The organism is Bdellovibrionales bacterium (assembly GCA_018266295.1).
Classification (GTDB): domain Bacteria; phylum Bdellovibrionota; class Bdellovibrionia; order Bdellovibrionales; family Bdellovibrionaceae; genus JACMRP01.
On sequence record JAFEAQ010000011.1, the window covers coordinates 371,862 to 392,226 of the forward strand.

The following is a 20,365-nucleotide window of genomic DNA, read 5'->3' on the forward strand; positions in this document are numbered from 1 at the left end:
ATCCCCTGCTATTTCATTTTCTTGAGAAGACGGTCCCAGGCGGCGGCATCCTTGGGCTCGACCCAATTATTGCCGACCAGTTTAAGATCCGCATCATCCACATCAATATTAAGACGGTTTACGTAGTGAATGTCACAGATAAAAAACTGTTTTTGATAGGGAAGCAGAAATCGTCCTTCGCGTTGATTGAGATCGCGAACGGCGTCTTCATACGACGAATACCAAACATTCCAGACCGAAGACCCGAGATGCCGCACGAGGATCGCATTGGCATCAAGATTTTCTTTGAGCTCGCGCCACGAAGCAAAGTTCGCGTGTTTGGCGATGATCTCAAGAGCGTCTTTGAGTGCAATCGGCTTCCCGGCTTTAGCCTTGGCCTTTTGGAGTAGTTTCGCTTTGTTTTTTAAATGCTGGATTTGTGAAATGGCCACAAAATCTCCTTTGTCTTGTTACCTATAACCGCGTTGGTAACCAAAAGAGTTTATTTGTGTTGGCGTGTGAACGCCTGTCTTCGCGAGGTGAGCTTCTCTTTGGCGGTAGAGGCGTCCTCGTCAGCCTCATAATAGAATATAACCGCAAACTTTCAAAAAGTCAAAGTGGGCAGTAAGTAATGACAATCACTCCGTTTGCTCCGGCTCCGCCCGCTGGCGGACTCTTCGCGCAGAATCCATTTCCACCGCCGCCTCCACCGTAGTTTCCGGCGGCACCACCGGCGCCTGAGTTACCAACACCGGTTCCACCACCACCGCCACCACTTCCTGCCACTGAAGGGGAGGTTGCTAAGTCATTGCCCGCACTGCCCGCTTGAGGATTCGGAGTTCCAGCATTGTCAGCACCGCCGGCACCACCGCCGCCGTTTGCGGGACTCGCCCCTCCACGCACGCCGGCTCCGGCGCCGAGATAGTTTTTGCCGCCTGTGGATCCGCTTCCGACAGCACCGCCGCCATTCCCACCGCCACCGCCTCCGCCCGCACCTGAACCAGGAGTGACACCGTTCGCGCCTGGACCGTTGGGCCCTCCGGCTCCGCCACCACCTCCTCCACCGGAAGTCGAAGATTTCGATCCGCCATTTCCGCCGGAATAAGTGACATCGCCGATGGAAGTCGCTGCACTGCCACCAGCACCACCGCCGCTCGTTGAACCTTTAAGTCCTGCCTTTGCGAGAAGTGTCGATGTGTCTACGAACCATGTGTCTGTTCCATCGGTGCTGGAGTTTCCTTTCGCGCCAATTTGATAAGTGACGGTGCCCGGGTATGTGACCTGCAAGTTGTTCTTACGTGCGTAGGCGCCGCCGCCACCGCCACCATTTGCATCATTTGAACACCAACTGCCGGCACCACCACCACCGCCGCCACCGCCGATGGCTTCGATGGAGTTATCGTCTTTATTCCAGTCACTCGGGATCGCCCACGAGGTGCCTGAAGTTAATATGACTTTGGTGTAGGTGCATCCGGCTGTCTTTGATTTCCAAAAGGCGAACGGAATCAGACCTGCGAAGGATTTCCCTGAGAGAAAAACGACGGCCGCTGAAATAATGAGGTTTGTGATTTTCATGTGTCCATTTTCACCGTCCACACTTTTGCTTCCAGTGAATAACACAGATCAGGACGTGTTTCCGTTACGTTCCCTGTGCACTACTTAACCTAGGTAGGTACATAATCACCTTCGAAAAAGAGAGCAGCTCATTATACAATATATTGAATAATCTTTACAGATTATACTGGCTAGTCAGGGTTCACAAAAAACAGTATATTAGCTTTAACAGAAAGGACGGTTTTATGAAGAAACTATTATTCTCTCGAAAAAATGAACAACGCCACTGGGTTGGCGATGGGTTCCCCGTCCGCTCAATCTTTACTTATAATGATTTGGCCAAAGAGATTTCGCCATTTCTGTTAATGGATTACGCGGGCCCGGCAACCTTCCCGCCGACGAATGAACGTAAAGGCGTTGGTGAGCATCCTCACCGCGGCTTTGAAACCGTGACGATAGTCTATTCAGGCGAAGTGGAGCATCGCGATTCCGCTGGCGGTGGAGGTCTCATTGGTCCCGGTGACGTGCAATGGATGACGGCGGCTTCGGGCCTTGTACATGAAGAGTTCCATGGTCCCGAGTTCGCAAAACGCGGCGGCAACTTTGAGATGGTACAGCTTTGGGTGAACTTGCCAAGAAAAGATAAAATGTCAAAACCTCGCTATCAAGGTTTGAAAGATGCGAACATTCCGGCAGTAGCCCTGCCTGATGGCGCCGGAACTTTGCGCGTGATTGCTGGAAACTATCAAGACGCCAAAGGCCCCGGCATGACATTTACTCCGATCAATCTTTGGGACTTGAACTTGAAAGCTGGTCACAAAGTCACTTTGAAAGTTCCTGCCGGTCACACCGCAACGGCGTTTGTCTTAAGTGGCAAAATCGAAGTCGGTACTGAAGCGATTGGCGAAGCAGCCCTCGCGGTGTTTGAACGCGACGGCGACGAGCTCACGTTCAAAGTCCTTGAAGACACGAAGTTGCTCTTCATGGGAGGAGAGCCGATTGAAGAACCGATTGTCGGCTATGGCCCGTTTGTCATGAACTCCATCGGCGAAATCAAGCAAGCCTTCATCGATTTCGAAGAAGGACGCATGGGATCTTTTGGCTCGATCAGCGGATCTGAAAACTAAAAACACAAAGCCTTCACTGGAGCCCCAGGCAACGCCTGGGGCTTTCATTTCTTCATGGGTTGATTTAAAGATTTCAATATTCCGTAACAACGTTGTGAAGATCTCTTCTAAATTGCCCATTTACCAGGGCTTCCTCAAGATTGGTTTTACACTTTCTTCCTCCTCCGCTACAGAAAAGTTATATGAAAGCAACAATCGTATTTCTTTTTACGTCCTCTTTGATCCTCAATGCTGCCAATGCACAGCCTAAACCCACTACCAGCGAGCTTCGTGAGATCAGTCTCGTAACGATGGAGATCCCGCCTTTTATGAGCGAGCACATGCCTGATCAAGGAGCGGGTTCCTATGCACTCAAGATGCTGTTTAAAAAACGCGGCTATGATTTGAAAATGAGTTTTGCGCCCTTCTTGCGGTCAAAAAACCTCGCGACGCACGATCGGGACTTTGTCGGCTATGCTCCCAGCACAAAGTATAACCTCATCAAAGGCTTTGTCCTGTCGAAAATTTTCTATCAATCCCCTTGGATGATTATTCAAAACAAAGAAAATCCGATCCAGTGGAAGAAGATCGAAGACTTGACCAAATATCTTGGCGGCAACGTGAACGGCTATGACATGGTTCCAGAAGCCACACAGCTGTATGAAGCCGGAAAACTCAAAATTGAAATGGCTCCAGATGATGTCAAAAATATTCTGAAGCTTGCTCACAAGCGTGTCGATTACATCTTTATGGATGAGAACATGTACAAGTTCTTGATGGCGACGAATCCGACCCTAAAACCGTTTGCCGACAAATTAGAAATCCATCCACACCGAGTCGAAATGCTCAACTACGGGATTGCCTTCCGTAAAACCCCGCAAGGCATGGACCTGCTAGATGAGATCAATAAAGTTCTGAATGAAGAGGAATTTACGAATTACGTGAACGCCTACATGAAGAATCTCACGGCAGGCGCTCCGAAGTAATTATTTAAAACGCTTTTGCACACCCACGCGCATCATGTCGCGATCGTTATTGTCACTCGAAACGACGCGGCTGAAATCCACGAAGACTTTAACACCCTTCTTTGAATCACCTACGGTGCGCTCTGCACGAACACTGATCAAGGCGTTTGTCTGAAGGTTGTTGGAGCCACGCTTGTTGATTGCAAAGTAAGGACCGACACCGGCGCTCATACTCCATTTTTCGCTGATCGGTTGAACAAACCACACTTGGGTTGCAACACCGTTACGGTCTGTGCGAACGCCATCATCCCCTTCATGAATTCCTGAAACAGACAAGGCCATGCCGTTGCTATAGTATTTCTTAAGCTCAACGGCTGCGTTCTTCGCGGACTCCGTGCCACCGTGATTTGTGATCGTATTGCCACCCATCACATCGAGCCAAACAGATCCATCACCCGCGTAGTCTGCAGAATCGCGGAAGTGACTGGCTGAAAAGTCTTTACCAACACCCACAAGGACGGCATCTGAACTTGGCGCGCCCGGCATCTGTACACGGTTGTACTGGGCACGAACATGCCAGCCGTTATTGCCGAGGTAATACAACACCGCCGCTGTCGCCAAAGCGCCGAGTCTTTGATCGTCCAGCTCGACGCCATCAACAGTGGTTGTATTCATCGAGAAGTAAGGACCTACGCCGACTTCTGCTTTCATTCTGTCAGAAATGTCTTTTCTAAAGACGATTTGGCCGGCAAAACCATCGCGGTGATTGTTCTGAGGGTGACCTTCGTTATAGTGAACGAAGTCGATGCGAACGGAGCTATCACTTGGCAGCCCCGTCCCACGGAGCTCTTGACCGAAACGCACCTCCAGGGCACGATTCTGCATATCATCGCCATTGCTGTTACGGCCGTTGCCATAAGTGTTAGAGACATAAGCGCCACTGAGACGGAGGTTCCGCTCAGCAACGCTCTCTTCATATCCTGCACGTCCCGGGAGGGACACCGTTTGAATCGCGGCCAAAAGTGCCAACGTCCACGCCTTATTCATGTTTAGCTCCGATCATTTTTTTTATTTTTCGGGAGCCTAGAGAGCAAGACGTGTTCCACGCTAAAAATGGGATAGCTTAGAGCCTGTCAAACAACGGCCAAAGCTTCGACGTTTCGACGCTTAAAAACGTCACGCTTTTGCCCAACCTAAAGCAGTTGATATTGTTGGCAATTCACGGACGAAGATCCCACGGCACTGCTCGGCGATTTCACGATGTTCGAGCTGGGTGCCGGCTTCACTTCTCAATTGAATGTAGTGTATCCAACTGCGCACAGTTCCGTTCATATAAAGCCTTGTTGAAGTGTTTAACGGCAGCAGCATGCGGGCGCATTCTTTTGCAATGCCGCGCTCGAGGGCCTCTTGATATTTGCCGTGAGCGGCCTCCCAAACGTGCTTCTGAGCCTCTAAAAACCACTGCTTGGTCTCTGGGGAAAGATCATCGAGGGAGTTCTGGCGGTTTTTCTGATCCTGCCTGCGGGCTCCATACTCTATAAAGCCATCCACGGCCGCGTAGCGCTGCGAGAACTCTTGAAACGAAAAGGAGCGATGCCGCAGAATCTGGGCAGCCACCGCCCGCGAGGTGGTGACCTCGAGGACCAAGTTCGCCTGCTCGAAAATCGACCAGTGGCCGTGCTTAATGCAGTAATGAATCAAGCGAGCAAAGTCCGGGTTGTCTTGGTTCACGGGATTACTGACCCGGGCGCAATAGGCCATGGTTTCTTCGGCTTTTGGCGAGATCGAAATCAGTCGAACGGCGTTTTCAGTCATGGGGCCTCCTTAGATCAGTTATACAAAATAGTGCAGCCCGAAATAAGGAATATGATTTCATATTTAATATTCTTTAAGTTATATGACTTAAATGACGAATATTCCTCTTCAGCATCTTCAGGCGTTTGTGGTTTTCGGCGAGTCCGTCAATATCGTAACGGCGGCAAAAACTCTGGGTATCACTCAGCCGGCTCTGTCCAAACAACTCAAAGCACTGGACAAAAAAATGCCTCAACCTTTATTTACTTTCAGTGGCCGCAAGAAAGTGCTGACTCCATTTGCTCAGGATCTTCTGCGTGAGTTAAGCGCGCGACTCAATGGCATTCAAAGCCTGGTTCATCAAACAGAGCTATTACACGATGACGGCCAAACGGCTCGTGTGCGCTTTGCCGCCCGCCGCGGAGTTCTTGACCGCTGCAGTGATCAGATTCGCTTTCCTGGGCAGATTTATTTCTCTGAGATGACCAATGAGGCGATGATCGAGGCACTGTTGCAGCGAAAAATTGAAATCGCAGTCCTTCATGATCCTCCGAGTTCGCCAGAGATTATTGCAAAGAAATTATTTAACGAAAATTTTCAGCTGGTGATTCCGAAATCACTTCTGCGCGAAAAACGCGGGCTGGGAAAAAAGCTCTTTACGGAACTCGCAATTCTTCCAGGGATTGCTTATAAATCCCAAGACGAAGTCCTGGCAAAACTCTGCGGGGCCTATGAGATGGACTATCAGAAATTACGGATCCAAAGAGTCACAGAGAGCTACTCTAGCATTGCCTCGATGGTGGATGCCGGAATGGGCTGGGCAGCCTTACCCGCCTATCTTTCAGTTTCAAATACAAAAAACTGGATTCTACCGATCCCGGTGGAGCTTGTGACTCTGCGGGAGTTTTATCTGACCTACCGTAAAGAGTTCCACAAGACGAAATGGTTTCAAAATCTTTTAAATGAGATCAAGACCTGTTTTTAGCGACAACCTATTTCAGCGCACATCTCTTCAGGGGTGGAAGAGCGCTTTAACATGTCGGCAAGGTACTTGTCACTGTAGGTGGGCGAGTTCGCCGCCATCTTTTTCGGAATCTGGTTTAAATTTTCCAAGGACTGCAGGCGTGAGAAAATCATGCGATGGAATTTTTCTTTCGCGAGGCACTTTTCACCCATGCCGGCAGGCTGTTCTTTCGTTTCAAGGTTGCTCGACCAGAAACAGATCTTTGCGCCGTTCTCTTTTGTTCCGGTGAAAACCACCGAGTGGCCTCTTTCTTTCACACCGATCTCGTCGCTCCAAAAGGCTTTCATAAAATCCCCGGGCTGTGCCAGTGCGATGTCCGTGAAGTTGATCCCAAGACCGAGTTCATGAAACAGCCTTGCAGTCCCAGGGCCGTTTGCATTCCACCGCCCCCAAACGCCAGAGCCATCCGGCTGGCCCGTGATCATCAGCGTCTCTGGAATATCTTTTCCGAGAGAAAGTCTTTTCTCAGTTTGCATTTTTTCAATCAGTCGCAAAAACACCTGATAGGTCGAGGCGCTGCAGAAGCTCGGCGTTGTGTTCTCTCGAGCAAAAACTAGGTGGCCGTCATGAACAGTCATTGATGACTTCAATAATTTAAATGTTGAGTTTGAGGTGTCGTAACCTCCGCCCACGGGCATTTCTTTGATGATCGATAAAATCAAAGAATTGTAAGGAGATCGCATCTCTTGCGCAGACAAATTTTCAGCAACAAAAAGAAATGTAACGACGATAAAAAGCCGGCTAAACTTTGACATGCCGTCATCGCATCACAGGATCCGCAGACTGTCGAGTCCAATTCAGCAACGACAAACAAAGCCGTGTTTTTACTCGGCCCGGTCTTGAGTCACCACAGTTCTACGCACCGTTGGCTTTTTGACGGCATTGCCTTGCTGTGCAGCCCCTGGCTGTGGCTGAACTGCTCTTGCACGAGGAGCCGCGTAACGTTGCTGCTGTTGTTGCTGTCGCTGAACAGTTCGTGCAGGCGCGCGCCGTTCGGGGGCCACGGCTTGAACTTGCCCCGCCATCTTGCCTTGGGGAATTAAGAAATCAAAAAAGCCATAGGATTCATCTAATTTCAGCATGATCACTGACAGCAGATAAAATGCAAACAGCATGTAGTGACGAGTGGATGCTTTCTCCTTCATCATCTTCTCAATACCACGCAGACGTTGATCCACATCGACGTTGGGACTCACCGCTTTTTGCGAAGCCGGCGGCGGAGAAGCATGCGTCTGAATCAAAACAGTGGCAGCCTCGCCGTTTGCGGAAAGGGCCGCTGAATTGCTAAGGGAAAGTTGCACATTCATATTGAGAAGACGTACTTCGTTACGCTCTTGCTCAATTTCTGTCTCAAACATTTTTTGTAGCAACCGCGCATTCTCAGAGTAAGAATAATCCGGGTAGTGAGTCTGCATAATCTGACGAAGGGCCGCCTGAAATTCTGCGGCACTTGAGTATCGTTCATTGGGATCCTTGCGCAGAGCTTTCAGAATAACCTGGTCAAGCTCCGGCGGAATCGCGCCGTTATAGTAAGACGGCGCTTTGATGTTGTAATCGCAATTTGAAATCGTTGCGAGGATGGTCATCTCGGAATCGCCAGTGCGATAAAATGGGCGACGGCTTGTGAGGAGCTCCCACGCGACAATACCCAAAGCAAAAATATCCACACGCGCATCAAGATGCTCGCCGGCGATCTGTTCCGGCGACATGTAGGCGAATTTTCCCTTAATCGTGCCGGCGCGAGTGGCCTCAATCATCGTACTTGCAGCCTTTGCGATACCAAAATCGATGACTTTCAAATTGCCGTCATAGCTCACCAGCAAGTTGTGCGGAGAAATATCGCGATGAATCGCTTTGACTTCTTCACCAGTGACTTTGTTGACAAAAGTATGGGCGTAACTCAAGCCGGAAGCCGCTTGCGCGAGCAGGCTGAGCGCCATCGGTATCGGCATGAGTTCGCCCTTTTCAACAAATTTATAAAGAACATCCTTAAGATTCTTACCTTCGATATATTCCATGGAAATATAGGGCTGGCGGTTGCATTCTCCGAAATCGTGGATCTGCACCGTGTGGGGATGATTAAATCCCATACAAACCCTAATTTCACCCTGGAACATTTTAATAAACTCAATGTCGTTAGCGGCATGAGGTAAAATGCGTTTAATAACTACAACACGGCCATTGCCTTTATGGCTTGCAGGACGGGCCAAGAACACTTCAGCCATTCCTCCGGTAGCGATTTTCTTCAGTAATACATAATTGCCGAAGTTCTCAAAATTCGGGAAATCATTTGAGTTCATGTTCGGACCTCCGTGTGTACCCTGCTCTTTAATATCCATTGTAGACCATCTTTGAAAAAATATTTAAGTTTCTACGAACGTCATTTTTTTTGACAGCGAATCTTCTCAATCAGTCAAAGTTTCAGACAGTTCTTTTTTGATGTTTCTGACCAAATCTTTCCGAGAAATAAGCAGGTACGTTTGTAATCTCCTGAAACCTTTTTAAGTCAAAATACTCATACATGCGGCTTGCATAGAACACGAGGAAGTCATTTTTCTCGTGGCACCAAGCGGTTATAATCCAATCTTGGCCTTTCTTTTTTACGGACTCTATGGTGATTTGCCAGATGTATCTTTTCCCAGCCATATTCATATAGCAAATACGGGCGTCAGGGCCATGGATGCTGATTCTATTGATGCGTTCAGTGCGCTCCTGGATTTTCTTGCTGTTCGCTCTGTACCAGGTATAAAAAACCACCACACATGCGATGGCGATATATAACGGGTTCATGACTCACTCCTTGTGTCTTGCTTTTAGTATAAAAGCCCGAACCCAAGCTGTGAAACCCATCGCCTTATTTTTTTCAGAATAAAACACAGCGGTTTTGAAGTTTTACACTTCATAAAAAACTGCTGAAAAGTATTTTTACACATCTCCGGAAAGCCTTACGGGGCGTTAGTTTGCTGACTATGACTCTGACAGTATTTTGGAAAAATAAATCGCGGGCCCGTGAAAATCCGGGAGCTCTAGATGCGTGTAAATTCGCTTACAGCAAGTGAATGCCGCCGAAAGCCTCGGCTGCACGATAGATATATTCCTGAAGAAGCTGCTGATATTTGCCAACACTCGAATCACGGGCCTGCTTCCACTGCGGGCTGCCCCACTCATAAGACCTGGCAATGAGGTCCCTCGTGTAGCCTTGGAACTGCTCAACTGTTTGCGCACCATTCAACCACACGCCAACTTCTGTATTATGAATACGCGAGCGATGATCAAAGTTAGAAGTGCCAATCAGAACCTCTGCGCCGTCAATGATCGCGATTTTCGCATGCAAAAGATTTCCTTTAACCTCGGGCTTATTTGGATCCATGCCGTGATAGGCATAGACATGAACGCGATTCCCGATCGCCGGATTTTTTCGCAGCTCCAATAAGGCCGGCGCCACATACTGGTCAAATACTGCCAGCGTCACAACACCGTCACTGGTCAAAAATGAGTTACTGATAATTTCAAATTCAGCCTGAGGATTTTTCAAAAGCCAGCTCTTCAGCATACGAATGTCACGCTTACCTAAAATGAGATAGGGCGATACAAGTGTGACTTTTTTATTGGCCTTTAAAATACTTTCCTTGAGCGACCGCATCAGCGAATTTGGGTTCGCTTTCCTATTCCAGGTTTTCCAGCGTTGCAGGAAGTGCTCATGATTATGGGTCAGATTCTGCACTTCATGCACGAGGCTCGCGGTTGAGTCTTCAAAACCTTTTCTGAGGAAGTCTTCTTTCTCCATTTCCTCCATACGGTTTTTCACGACATCCCGTCCGGCGTACTCGTTATAGGTCTTTTCCATCTTGTCGAGCTCAAAACCATAATCCAACTTAAAAAAGCGATACAGTTTATCGGCGAGTTCCTTGTTGAGGTAATTAAAATAAATTTTGTCGTAATAGCTTTGCAAAAGATCACTGAGCGAGGCGCTGCCTTCTGACGAGTTGGGGCGGATCATCAGCTCTACGTCTTGGATGGATTCGCGACCATCACGGTTGAGGCCATAGTAACCGTCGCCAATATTACGTCCGCCCATAAACGCGAGTGCCTCCGAAGTTCCCGCGTCGATCAACAGAATCTTATCATGCGAACGATTGTTCAAAGTTAAGCGGCTATCTGATGCACTTGAGGACCAACGGCCCGTCAGGATATAAGCCATCCGCGACATCGCACGGCTGATGGTTGTAAATGGATTGATGGTCACGACTTCCATCTTACCCATTCCCGGCTGTTTGCTGAATTGGATCAACGCCAAAAGTTCGGTATGAGTAAAATGCATCGAACCGACGGAATCCACCATCAAGCGGACATTGACTCCGCGACGGAGGGCCTCTTTCAGCTCGTTCAAAATCAAATAGCCAGCCTGGTCACGTTTGAAAATATAGTAAGTAATATCGATGCTTTTTTTCGCACCACGGATCGCGAGGATCTTCGCCATCAGGGCCTCTTCACCCGATAAGAGCGACTTCACTTGAGATTTGTGCTGCTCAAGGGCCCCCCGGATGGACTTCTTCTCAAGAGCGACTTCAGGGCTGGCCTCTGGGCTAAACAGACCACCTTCGGTGAAGACCTTTGAGCACTGAGGAGCGTCCGCACGGCTTTCGGCAACCGGGGCAAGAGCCAGCGCCAGGGAGAAAATAAACAGCCCCAGGACGCGGGAACGCATCTGAGTATACAGCTGTCTAAGGTTTAGCCAGGAAAACCCGCGCACAATCTCTCCTATAGGGGTGAACTCACCCTACAGAATGACAATACAAAAGCTATGCTCAGAGGGGTTGCGCTAAACCTCTGTTTAGGCCATGCTAGCGCTATGGCAACACCGCAAGAGATTCTTCATTTTTGGTTTCAGGAGTTAGATGCGCAAAAGCGCTTTGCAAAAAGCGATGAATTAGACCAAACGATCCGCGATCGTTTTTTGCAAACTTATAAAGATGTCGTGAATGATAAAACGGCCTCTTGGCGAACAACACCAGAAGGACGGCTTGCCGAGATTATTGTTTTAGATCAATTTTCACGCAATATGTTCCGAGATACCGCGAAAGCTTTTTCTTCCGACGGCTTAGCTCTCGAGCTTGCTGAGGCCGCGGTGGCTGTTGGCGATGACCAAAAACTTCCGGCGGAGCAGAGGGCCTTTATCTATATGCCCTACATGCACAGTGAGAGCCGCGCTGTTCACGAAACCGCCGTGACTCTGTTTTCGCAAAAAGGCCTTGAGTACAATCTCAATTACGAAATGATGCATAAAAAGATTATCGATCGCTTTGGCCGATACCCGCATCGTAACGCGCTCCTTGGCCGCATTTCGACTCCTGAGGAAACCGCTTTCCTCAAAGAGCCGGGTTCTTCGTTTTAACCCCACCGGATGGCGACGAAATAACATCCCCAATTGACACACTTAGCTTTTCATTAGAATAATTTTGCATGATCCGAGTACTCACATTTTTGCTACTTCTTGCTTCGGCGGTGGTTCCTCAGGCGGCTCCTGCGGCCTATGATAAAGAAAACCCTCTGAAGCGCCGGGTGGCCAGCGTTTTCATTTCAAAGGCCTTTATTAACGAGCAGCTCAAAGCCCGCACTGTAAAAGCTCCGATGTTCAAGGGCCTGAAAATTGAACTCGATGACAAAAGCGACGAGATGTATTTACTGGGTAAAATTCAGGTGCCGCTCGAAGAAATGCGCACTATGAATGTCGAACCGGGCCTCGGCGAATTTAAATTCCGCCTCACGATGAAGCCTTCCGTCACCAAAGACGGTCACCTCGTTTTAGAATTTCCGCTGCAAGAAACTTATTTTTATCCAGCGAGCACAAACGGTAGTAAAAACGATCGCATCATCGTGCCGACAGAGCTCTTGTCTTTGGGACTGGCTTCAGCGCGCGGCTATCTATCGGCTCTTTCCGGCGATATGTCGACCTATGACCGCAAGACGGCCAAGCTGAAATCGGAATTGTCAGCCCTCCAGCGTGATATCAAAAACGAAAAAGATTCCGCGAAGATCGAAGACCTCAAACTGCAAAAAAAATTGCTCGACCTGCAAATCCAGGCCGTTCCCATTGAGCGGGCACGCATGGAGGCCACCGCAAAATCGGTAAATACGATCCTCGCGTTTAGCGGTGAAACAGATATCGACCTCAATGAAGAAATCAGTGCTCGCAAGAATGCCATCACGCTGAAACTAAAGCTCAGTAAGCTCCTGCCTTATCTCAAAGATATCGAACTCGGCGGTGTCCGCGTCAGTCATGACAAGGTCGATGGCGGTGGCGAAGATTATCTGGTCGTTGACGTCGACTCCCAGCTGGAAGAGGTTCCAGCTCCTTCTCAGCGCGGTCCTCGTCAACAGCGCACAGCCCTGAAAACGGCTCCATCACTTTTGATTCGCTTGAATCAGAATATCTTTAACAGCAAAGCGCTGGGAGATATTAAAAAAAGTAAAATGGCGGATATCCGCGATTTCGAAATGACATTGAAAGATGACGGCCTTCATGTCTCGGGAAAGTGGCACAAGTACTTCTTTAACATTCCCTTCGACACAACCGTCGATTTTGAAACGACCGCTCCCGACGTATTTGAGATTCGCCTCCGTGAACTCAATGTTGAAGGCATTGACCTGAAGTTCCTGACAAAATTTGCATTGGATGCCGTGAAGGATCGCTTAGATGCCGCCCTTGCCGGCATTTGTACGTTTGAGTACTTAGGTGAAGACAAAGATGCAAGCCACGTTTTAAAAGTGACTGTAGAACCTAAAAAGCTCGTCCCTGCTTATCCGAACCTTCACCTCGTCGCCGTAGATGTCGGCAACCGCCAATTCATGCTTAAGATCGGCCACACTGAAGAGGAAAAACCATGAAGAACGTATTCACAAAAAACCCTCAAGATCCTGATGAGCAAAGAGAGTATCGCTATGGCCTTCGCACTATCATGGAACTTTTCGACATCGGTCCGACTGTGGCGATTACGGTTCTGTCGATTGCCCTCCTCATCATCCTTGGCGGCGTGGTTGCGTTTATTCAAAGTGCGCCTCCGACAAAGATTAATTTCTCTGCCGGCCCCGAAGACAGTTATTTTCAAAAAACAGCGCTTCGCTACGCCAAAGCACTTGCGAAGAACGGCGTCACTGTCAACGTTTTGACTTCAAACGGCTCTTTGCAAAATCTTGAGCGTCTTGCCGACCCCAAAGCCAAAGTCGATATCGGCCTGGTCCAAGCCGGCATTCGCGATAAAGAAATTAAAACCGACAACCTCGTTTCTTTGGGCAGTATCACATATATGCCGCTCATGGTGTTTTACCGCGGTAAGAAGATCGAACTCCTTTCAGAACTTGCCGGTAAGTCGATCGCCATCGGCTCTGAAGGTTCTGGCACTCGCAAATTTGCTCTCAGACTTCTGAGCTCGAATGGCATTAAAGAAAAAGATCCTGGCACGACAAAGCTTCTGAATATGGATGCGGATGACGCGATTGCGGCTCTCGACAAGAAACAAATCGATGCGGCCTTCATTATGACCGAAAGTGCCTCAAACGATGACGTCCGTAAGTTGCTTAAGTCTGACGACGTGAAACTTTATAACTTTAAGCAAGCCGCAGCCATCAATCGCAAGATCGACTATCTCAATGTCTTGGAACTCCCTGAAGGCTCGATTGATCTTGGCCAGAATATTCCAGATCACGATATCCAACTCGTCGGCCCGATGGTGGAGCTTATTGCAACAGATGATCTGCATCCCGCTTTGTCGGATCTGATCCTTGATGCCGCGACTGAGATTCACACACGCCCGAATCTTTATCAAAAGCGCGGCGAATTCCCTGTGGCAGCTGAGCACGCGATCAGAATCAGCGAAGACGCACAGAGATTCTACAAATCGGGTAAGTCGCTCTTCTATAGAAGCCTGCCGTTTTGGCTTGCAAGCCTTGTGAGCCGATTTGTCGTGGTCTTCTTACCGATTGCTGTCTTGTTAATTCCCGCGATCCGGGCCGTGCCGGCGTTCTTCCGCTGGCGTACACAAATCAAGATCCGCCGCCGTTATCGCGAGCTTCTGATTTTAGAAGAAAAATTTAAAAACGAAACCAACCCAGAGCGCCTCAAAGCCCTTCGCCGAAGCTTCGAGCGCATCGACGCCGAGATTAGCAAGATGCGTGTCCGCGCTGCTTTCGCCAACGACTTCTATTCCCTGCGTGGGCATATTGATTACGTGAGAACTCTGATGATGAGTAAGTTCGCTTAGATTAGTTCGAAAGAGAAAAAGGGATTGAGGAAAAACCCCAATCCCGCCGTGCAATAAATAATTGTCAATTAAAGGCCGCTCACTCTACTTGGCTCTTTTAAAAATTTCTCAAGAGCTTCGATCGTTGCTTTTGGATTTTCTTCCATCAACCAGTGACCTGTATTTTTCAAAGTCACACCTTCAGCCTGAGGCGCTACGAGTTTCATCGTTGCAGCCAATGGACCCCCCATCGCTTTTTCACCACCGATCGAAAGAACCGGCATTGAGAGCTGATTTTTAGCGAACTCTTTATTGTCTTTCGCATCCTGAGGGAAGGCTTTGAACCATGCCATTGCGGCTCTCATGTGACCTGGAGCTGCGTATTGTTTGGCGAAGTAGTTTTTCTTAGAATCGGGGAATGTTTTAGGATCTGCTGAGAACGTCGTCCACAAGTGATCCAAGTACATTTTCTCGCGGCCTTTCACAAGTTTCTCGGCACTTGGGCCATAGAAACGGAAATGCCAGATATCAGGACTGTTGTAGATATCATCGCCAGGACCAACTCCGGGTAAGAAAGCATCCATCACCACAAGTTTTGAAGTCATCTGAGGATACTTAACTGCAAAAGCGTAAGCCACCATAAGCCCGATATCATGACCAACGATATCCGCCTGAGCGATGCCGTAGTGGTCAAGCAAGGCTTTCACATCGGCCGCCATTTCGGCTTTAGTGTAACCGCTCTCGGGCGCTTCACTCAATCCGCCGCCGCGAAGGTCAGGCACAATCAAAGTGAATTTTCCTGAAAGAGCTTTCATCACTGGCTCCCACATCAAGGCAGACTCGCCCATCCCGTGAAGTAAAACCACCGGGCTGCCGACACCGCCTTTGTACACATTCATTTTAAATCCATTGATTTGGACTTTCTCTTGTTTGAACCCTTTAGGGATGTCGATCGCACGCGCGGAAATCGTTGCTAGTAAGATCAAAGTTGTAAGCAATAGTTTTTTCATAATCTCGATCCTTTATAGTTTTGAAGCCTCTTTAAGAGCCTCAAAAGTTTGTTGCGTTTCTTGAATATGAGATTAACAGGATTTTATTGTTTGAGTATCCCCGAAGATTGGTACAGACTGTCCGTAATGGCGGACAATAAAGCACTGATTGACCTTAGCAGCGAAGGAATTGTTTTTTACCACGTAGCCCTTTTACACGGCTTCAGGGCGGCGGCCGCTCATTTGGGCCTGTCAAAATCTGTCGTAAGTAGTAAAGTTTCATCTCTAGAAACGCGTATAGGCCGTAAATTGCTTTATAGATCCACTCGCGACGTCAGCCTGACTCCCGAGGGGGAAGTATACTTTGAGTCCTGTCGTACACTCTTTGCCGCTACACAAAACCTGCAACTGAGTGAAAGCAAATTCAAATCCGAGCTTTCGGGAACCTTCACGATATCCGCTCCTCATGATTTTATGACGATCTGCCTGATTCCAGCGTTACAGAAGCTCCACTCTTTGCATCCGAAGCTGCGTTTAAATTTTGTCGCCGCAGATAATGTTCTAAACCTCGAAAAGAATAAAATAGACCTTGCCATTCGTGTGGGCGCTGAAGGTGCAGGTCACCTATATCGCACGAATTTCTTTAACGTCGACTTTGGTTTCTATTGTAAAGCCTCGCTGGCTCCGCCAAAGAAATCAGAAAAAGAGATTTTAGAGTGGATCCAAGAAGAAGGCATTTTTGCCTTCCGTCCGAGCCGGGAAAAGTCCTTCACCTTCAATGGCAAAAGCCAAGATGTGAAAGTTCAGTCCAAGATTCAAGTGCACGATGTGCTTTCGCTCAAAAGCCTCATCATGGCGGGTGCTGGTATTGGTATCTTGCCTCATTTCGCGATCGCGAGCGAAATGGCTACTGGCGAGTTAGTGCAACTCCTCCCCGGAGCAGAATTCAAACAAGTCAGTTATATTTTTCTCTCGGGAGTGCGGCGCCAAGAGGATTCTCGCCTCAATGCAATTATTGAGTTCTTGCAACAAGCAGTGCCGACGTTTCAGATATAAAAATTGAGAGGACTCAAACCAAAACCTGCCTCACCTGCCCAACGACAGTCTCCGCACCGATCGTCAGATCGCACTGCCCTTGCTGTACTAGCAAAGACCATCGGTTGTTCTTTTCGACGCTCTGACCGAGTTTATCCAAAAACTCGGATTCAAAAGCAAAGATTTGCAGATCCTGTGCACGATGAACATCGCCTTCGCGAATTTCACTTAAAAGAACTTCGGGATTTTTATATGTAAAGACCATCACGTCTTTGGCGGCCTTGCCTGCTTTGTGAAGTTTGCGCGGCGATGGATTGCCAATCTCGATCCACAGATCGACAGAGTTATGAAGCCCGAGCTTTCGCAAAGCCGGAGCTTCAGGATCTGCCAAACCACCCGGCGTAAACTCAAGTCCCTCTTGATAGGCTAAGCAATACGCAAGGACGCGGCTTAACATGTAAGGGTAAGTTTCAGATGGATGCTGAGCCACGCGGAAATCCAACGACTCATAAACGCCGCGATCAATATCTGATAGCTCAATTTGGAAACGGTATAGCATTGAAAGGCCTCTGAGGGATTTTAGGCGAAAAAAGACCGAGTGTCACGGACTCGGTCTTTACCCTCGCTAGACTTTTTAAAAATTCACTTTGCGGCGTCCTGCTGCTCACTGGTTTGTCCGCTTGCAGGCGCAGACTTTGGCGAGGAGCCGTCAACGTCTTTACCGCAGGCCAAGTTCGAGACCGTTTTTGCGATGCGGGCTCTCACCGCCCCGCGAACCAGCGGGCAAGAAAATCCGCGATCACCGGTACGGCAGACCGTCGCAAGATCATCGGTATCGGGGCGAGGATTGGGCACATTCGCTGGATGAATCCGGCTGTACTGACCTTGCATCTCTAGCGATGCCTTTTTGTCCTCATTTCCGCTTTGATCATAGATCTTCACAAATCTAAAGTCTGGATATAAGAGCTCTTCAGAGTAAGGAGCCTTGTACACTCTACTTCCATCGTTGTACTGAAAGACTTTATCACTGCTCACTTGGACATTAGTGTCTTTATAGTTGTCACAAGAAATCACAGGGGCAATGCTTTGCTCACCTATTAAGTTATCCAGCTTCTCATCACCGAGCCTGATTATATTACAGAGTCCCGGCGGTACCGAGCCATACTTGCGCATAGCTTCTTCGATCGTCTTTTGTGGGTTTTCAAGAACCAACGAATCACAATCATACCCCTGACGGGCAGCTTTGGCCGGCGCCAGCCACTGATCATTGCTCAAGAACTTAATCTCTTCATCGGAGAGTCCCAAAGTTTTCTGACAAGCACGAATATCAAACTGCCCTCGAGTATAGAGGCCTAGTGAAACCGCCGTAGCGAAACCCACTCCGGCAATCCCCACTTTCGTAGCTTTGACTCCGTCACCTCTTCTTTTATCAAAGCTTGGCTTTGCATCTTGCATCGCAAGGGCTGCTTTACCAATGTGAAAATCACTTTTGGAAAGCTCTTGAATTCTTAATAGCACCGCCATCTTTGGATTTTTTCCCATAAACTTTTCGGCGACACTTTTTCTGACCTCAGTAAGAGCTTTATCATTTGCTTGCTCCTGGGCTTCTATTTTTTCGTACTCCGGCATCATCTTCTGACGGATTTTAGCTTGCTCGTCGGGAGTCTTACCCTCTTGCGCTTTTTTTAGATCTGCGTACCAGCGATTCTTTTCTTTGGTAAAATCTTTTTCCTCGAGAGCGGCAGTTTCTTTCTTAATCATGTCCTCGTAGGAAGCATATATTTTTTTAAATTGCGGATCATCAGGGAAAATATCCTTAAAGATCTTGCTTCTTTCCACCCGTATCTTGTCATCGACGGCCTTCAATCTTTCGTCGAAGGTTCCGTCTTTGATAAATGTTTCTCTGAACTCCTTGATAGTTTTTGGGGTTTCGGTCGGAGTCTCATCAAGGAATTCTTTAGCGAGCTCGATCATTTTGCGATCGCTGGATTTAGCGCTGGAAACTGGTGCATTTGCAGCCTGTCGAACGCGCTCTTTAGTTCTTTCTAGAGAATTTAATTCTGCAAGGCGAGCGAGGTTTTTCTCAAAACCTTTTACAAACCTCGCATCCCCCGCCAGCCCCTTTAAAGCTGCCGCCGCATAGGACGCTGAACCAACAGCTATACCCGTCCCTAAAGAGGCACTGCCTACAGACATGAGGCACTGAGCCGGATCACCGTCGACAACACAACCGGCTTTGTAAACATACGCCATGGCTTTGAGATCACAATTGCCGGCATTTACCGGCGCCGCCATTGCAGTAGACAATAAAATCTCTAACAGAAAATCCATAAACACACCCCCATCTACTAAGCATAGGTGTGAAGAATGATTTCTACCTAAGAAAAACTTCCACATTTGGCAGAATCAAGACAGCAGTACGTTTCGGAGCAAAGAGAACTATTTTTAGATTTCAGATGATCAATATCTACTTCGGCACAGACCCAGCCGCCTCGGGCTTTTCAGCTTTCGAAGCTGCTGGCGACTGATCAGTGTCTTTACTTGCTGCCGCAGGTGGAATCTCTGGTGTGTCGTCAGAGCTATCCGACTTATCGTCATCGTCGGACTCTGCGGCCTCATCCGGTGGAAGCTCTTGCTTTGCATCCTTCAGGGACTTGTTGGCAGACGAAGGAGTTTTCGCGAGGATCGCATTGCAGGCGCTTTTCGAATTGAAGAAATGCTTCCACATTTCAGCTTCGTCTTTGCTCTTGATCTCGAATGTCTGAACTTCGGAGCCCAAGTAAGAGCCGGCTTTCGCATATTCTTTAAGATGTTTCATCTTGCGAGGAATTTTGCGCTCGCCATCGCATTCTTCTTGAGAGGCTTTGCCGCCTTCCATGAAAAAGCTGAAAGCTCTCGGCGGTCTCTTCTTCGCCAAAGCGAAGGAGCCGGGGCTCAACATGGGTTGAAGGAAGAGTACGCTCGCCACGATCGCCAGATACTTGAATTTGATTTTCCGCATATTCAGAAATACTAGCAGGACTTACCTTCGCTTAACATAGAAAACCCGCAGTTATGGACTCCGTACCCGCCAAGAAGACATTATGTTACCCAAGTTAAGCCCTCCTCCTAACCTAAATCTGATCAATCCATGCGGCGGCTAATGAACCGAACCCGCTAGATACTCTTCCAGTTTATCGAACGACTCGGACCACCCTTGAATGCAGTCTTTCTGAAGTTCATTCGGAATGCCTTGTTGAGATAGTTTTAGAAGGCTGGTGTTCTTATCAAGCGATTCGAATTCGAAGGTAATGTATGTTAGCTCAGGCCACTCCCCGGGCATTTGCGCCTCGGCGGCGGAGATCACCCGGCCTTTTTCATCGGTGAACTGGTCGGTCATCACGATGCACTCATTAGGCACAATCTCTTCAAACTGACCGGTCATTCCACCGCCGCCTTTGTCATAGCCCTTCATGTTGATGAAATACCGTCCACCCTCACGAAAATCTAAATCGACATGATCAGCATAAAGACCTGAGGGCCACCACCAGACTTTCAAGCTTTCAGATTTGGTGAAGGCATCAAAAAGCCGCGCAACGGGCACAGTGAACTCGCGCTCGATCACCAACAACTTAGACTGAGGGGTTGAGTTTTTCCTGCTCGCTGGCTGAGTTTCTTTCGTTTCGGAAGTTTGCATAGG

Annotated in this window: 20 protein-coding genes; 7 read left to right on the forward strand and 13 right to left on the reverse strand. The window is 48.5% G+C overall.

All coding sequences use genetic code 11. The annotated features are described in order from the left end of the window. Nucleotides 1-8 precede the first annotated feature (8 nt). Nucleotides 9-431, reverse strand: a complete 423-nt coding sequence (locus tag JSU04_10520; protein MBS1970734.1) for a hypothetical protein — start codon at nucleotides 429-431, stop codon at nucleotides 9-11. Between the two features lie 160 nt (nucleotides 432-591). Then, nucleotides 592-1,554, reverse strand: coding sequence for a hypothetical protein (locus JSU04_10525; protein ID MBS1970735.1), 963 nt, complete (start codon nucleotides 1,552-1,554; stop codon nucleotides 592-594). A gap of 224 nt (nucleotides 1,555-1,778) precedes the next feature. Between JSU04_10525 and JSU04_10530 the strand changes: the two genes are divergently transcribed. Together JSU04_10530 and JSU04_10535 are read left to right on the forward strand one after the other, a co-directional pair. Next, nucleotides 1,779-2,660 carry a pirin family protein gene (locus JSU04_10530; GenBank protein ID MBS1970736.1) on the forward strand — a complete coding sequence of 294 codons (882 nt, stop codon included), beginning with the start codon at nucleotides 1,779-1,781 and terminating at the stop codon, nucleotides 2,658-2,660. A gap of 182 nt (nucleotides 2,661-2,842) precedes the next feature. Further along, nucleotides 2,843-3,625, forward strand: a complete 783-nt coding sequence (locus JSU04_10535; protein MBS1970737.1) for an ABC transporter substrate-binding protein — start codon at nucleotides 2,843-2,845, stop codon at nucleotides 3,623-3,625. On the opposite strand, the gene JSU04_10540 is transcribed toward JSU04_10535, so the two are convergent. Then, the gene (locus tag JSU04_10540; GenBank protein MBS1970738.1) at nucleotides 3,626-4,651 is read right to left on the reverse strand and encodes a hypothetical protein; all 1,026 of its coding nucleotides are present in this window, start codon (nucleotides 4,649-4,651) and stop codon (nucleotides 3,626-3,628) included. Nucleotides 4,652-4,780: 129 nt separating this feature from the next. Further along, nucleotides 4,781-5,419 carry an FAD-dependent thymidylate synthase gene (locus tag JSU04_10545; protein ID MBS1970739.1) on the reverse strand — a complete coding sequence of 213 codons (639 nt, stop codon included), beginning with the start codon at nucleotides 5,417-5,419 and terminating at the stop codon, nucleotides 4,781-4,783. 91 nt (nucleotides 5,420-5,510) lie between these two features. On the opposite strand from JSU04_10545, the gene JSU04_10550 reads away from it, so the two are divergent. Then, complete coding sequence (locus tag JSU04_10550) at nucleotides 5,511-6,383, forward strand: LysR family transcriptional regulator (GenBank protein ID MBS1970740.1); 873 nt, start codon at nucleotides 5,511-5,513, stop codon at nucleotides 6,381-6,383. Here JSU04_10550 and JSU04_10555 read toward each other — a convergent pair. The 4 genes from JSU04_10555 to JSU04_10570 all read right to left on the reverse strand — a co-directional run bounded on the left by JSU04_10555 (nucleotide 6,380) and on the right by JSU04_10570 (nucleotide 11,130). Beyond that, complete coding sequence (locus JSU04_10555) at nucleotides 6,380-7,177, reverse strand: hypothetical protein (GenBank protein ID MBS1970741.1); 798 nt, start codon at nucleotides 7,175-7,177, stop codon at nucleotides 6,380-6,382. The genes JSU04_10550 and JSU04_10555 overlap by 4 nt on opposite strands. Before the next feature lie 69 nt (nucleotides 7,178-7,246). After that, entirely contained in the window at nucleotides 7,247-8,722 is a 1,476-nt protein-coding gene (locus JSU04_10560) for a serine/threonine protein kinase (GenBank protein ID MBS1970742.1), read from the reverse strand. A gap of 121 nt (nucleotides 8,723-8,843) precedes the next feature. Further along, nucleotides 8,844-9,212 carry a hypothetical protein gene (locus JSU04_10565; protein ID MBS1970743.1) on the reverse strand — a complete coding sequence of 123 codons (369 nt, stop codon included), beginning with the start codon at nucleotides 9,210-9,212 and terminating at the stop codon, nucleotides 8,844-8,846. Between the two features lie 256 nt (nucleotides 9,213-9,468). Further along, nucleotides 9,469-11,130: a phosphatidylserine/phosphatidylglycerophosphate/cardiolipin synthase family protein gene (locus tag JSU04_10570; protein ID MBS1970744.1), complete on the reverse strand. Its 1,662-nt coding sequence runs from the start codon at nucleotides 11,128-11,130 to the stop codon at nucleotides 9,469-9,471. Between the two features lie 144 nt (nucleotides 11,131-11,274). Here JSU04_10570 and JSU04_10575 point away from each other — a divergent pair, with 144 nt between their 5' ends. From JSU04_10575 to JSU04_10585, 3 genes are all read left to right on the forward strand, one after another. Beyond that, nucleotides 11,275-11,817 (forward strand): DUF924 domain-containing protein, encoded by a 543-nt coding sequence (locus JSU04_10575; protein MBS1970745.1) that lies wholly within the window; start codon nucleotides 11,275-11,277, stop codon nucleotides 11,815-11,817. 68 nt (nucleotides 11,818-11,885) lie between these two features. Next, nucleotides 11,886-13,310 carry a hypothetical protein gene (locus JSU04_10580; GenBank protein ID MBS1970746.1) on the forward strand — a complete coding sequence of 475 codons (1,425 nt, stop codon included), beginning with the start codon at nucleotides 11,886-11,888 and terminating at the stop codon, nucleotides 13,308-13,310. Continuing rightward, nucleotides 13,307-14,683: an ABC transporter substrate-binding protein gene (locus tag JSU04_10585; protein ID MBS1970747.1), complete on the forward strand. Its 1,377-nt coding sequence runs from the start codon at nucleotides 13,307-13,309 to the stop codon at nucleotides 14,681-14,683. The genes JSU04_10580 and JSU04_10585 overlap by 4 nt, the downstream gene beginning before the upstream one ends. A 68-nt stretch (nucleotides 14,684-14,751) precedes the next feature. On the opposite strand, the gene JSU04_10590 is transcribed toward JSU04_10585, so the two are convergent. After that, nucleotides 14,752-15,672, reverse strand: coding sequence for an alpha/beta hydrolase (locus JSU04_10590; protein MBS1970748.1), 921 nt, complete (start codon nucleotides 15,670-15,672; stop codon nucleotides 14,752-14,754). 90 nt (nucleotides 15,673-15,762) lie between these two features. On the opposite strand from JSU04_10590, the gene JSU04_10595 reads away from it, so the two are divergent. After that, the gene (locus tag JSU04_10595) at nucleotides 15,763-16,707 is read left to right on the forward strand and encodes a LysR family transcriptional regulator (GenBank protein ID MBS1970749.1); all 945 of its coding nucleotides are present in this window, start codon (nucleotides 15,763-15,765) and stop codon (nucleotides 16,705-16,707) included. Nucleotides 16,708-16,720: 13 nt separating this feature from the next. Here the strand turns inward: JSU04_10595 and JSU04_10600 are convergent, their stop codons facing one another. The 4 genes from JSU04_10600 to JSU04_10615 all read right to left on the reverse strand — a co-directional run bounded on the left by JSU04_10600 (nucleotide 16,721) and on the right by JSU04_10615 (nucleotide 20,362). Beyond that, nucleotides 16,721-17,245, reverse strand: a complete 525-nt coding sequence (locus tag JSU04_10600; protein MBS1970750.1) for a YaeQ family protein — start codon at nucleotides 17,243-17,245, stop codon at nucleotides 16,721-16,723. 83 nt (nucleotides 17,246-17,328) lie between these two features. Continuing rightward, nucleotides 17,329-19,017 carry a hypothetical protein gene (locus JSU04_10605; protein MBS1970751.1) on the reverse strand — a complete coding sequence of 563 codons (1,689 nt, stop codon included), beginning with the start codon at nucleotides 19,015-19,017 and terminating at the stop codon, nucleotides 17,329-17,331. A gap of 136 nt (nucleotides 19,018-19,153) precedes the next feature. Continuing rightward, nucleotides 19,154-19,687, reverse strand: coding sequence for a hypothetical protein (locus JSU04_10610; GenBank protein MBS1970752.1), 534 nt, complete (start codon nucleotides 19,685-19,687; stop codon nucleotides 19,154-19,156). Between the two features lie 138 nt (nucleotides 19,688-19,825). Then, a complete protein-coding gene (locus tag JSU04_10615) occupies nucleotides 19,826-20,362 on the reverse strand; it encodes an SRPBCC domain-containing protein (protein ID MBS1970753.1) in 537 nt (178 codons plus the stop codon). Nucleotides 20,363-20,365: the final 3 nt, after the last annotated feature.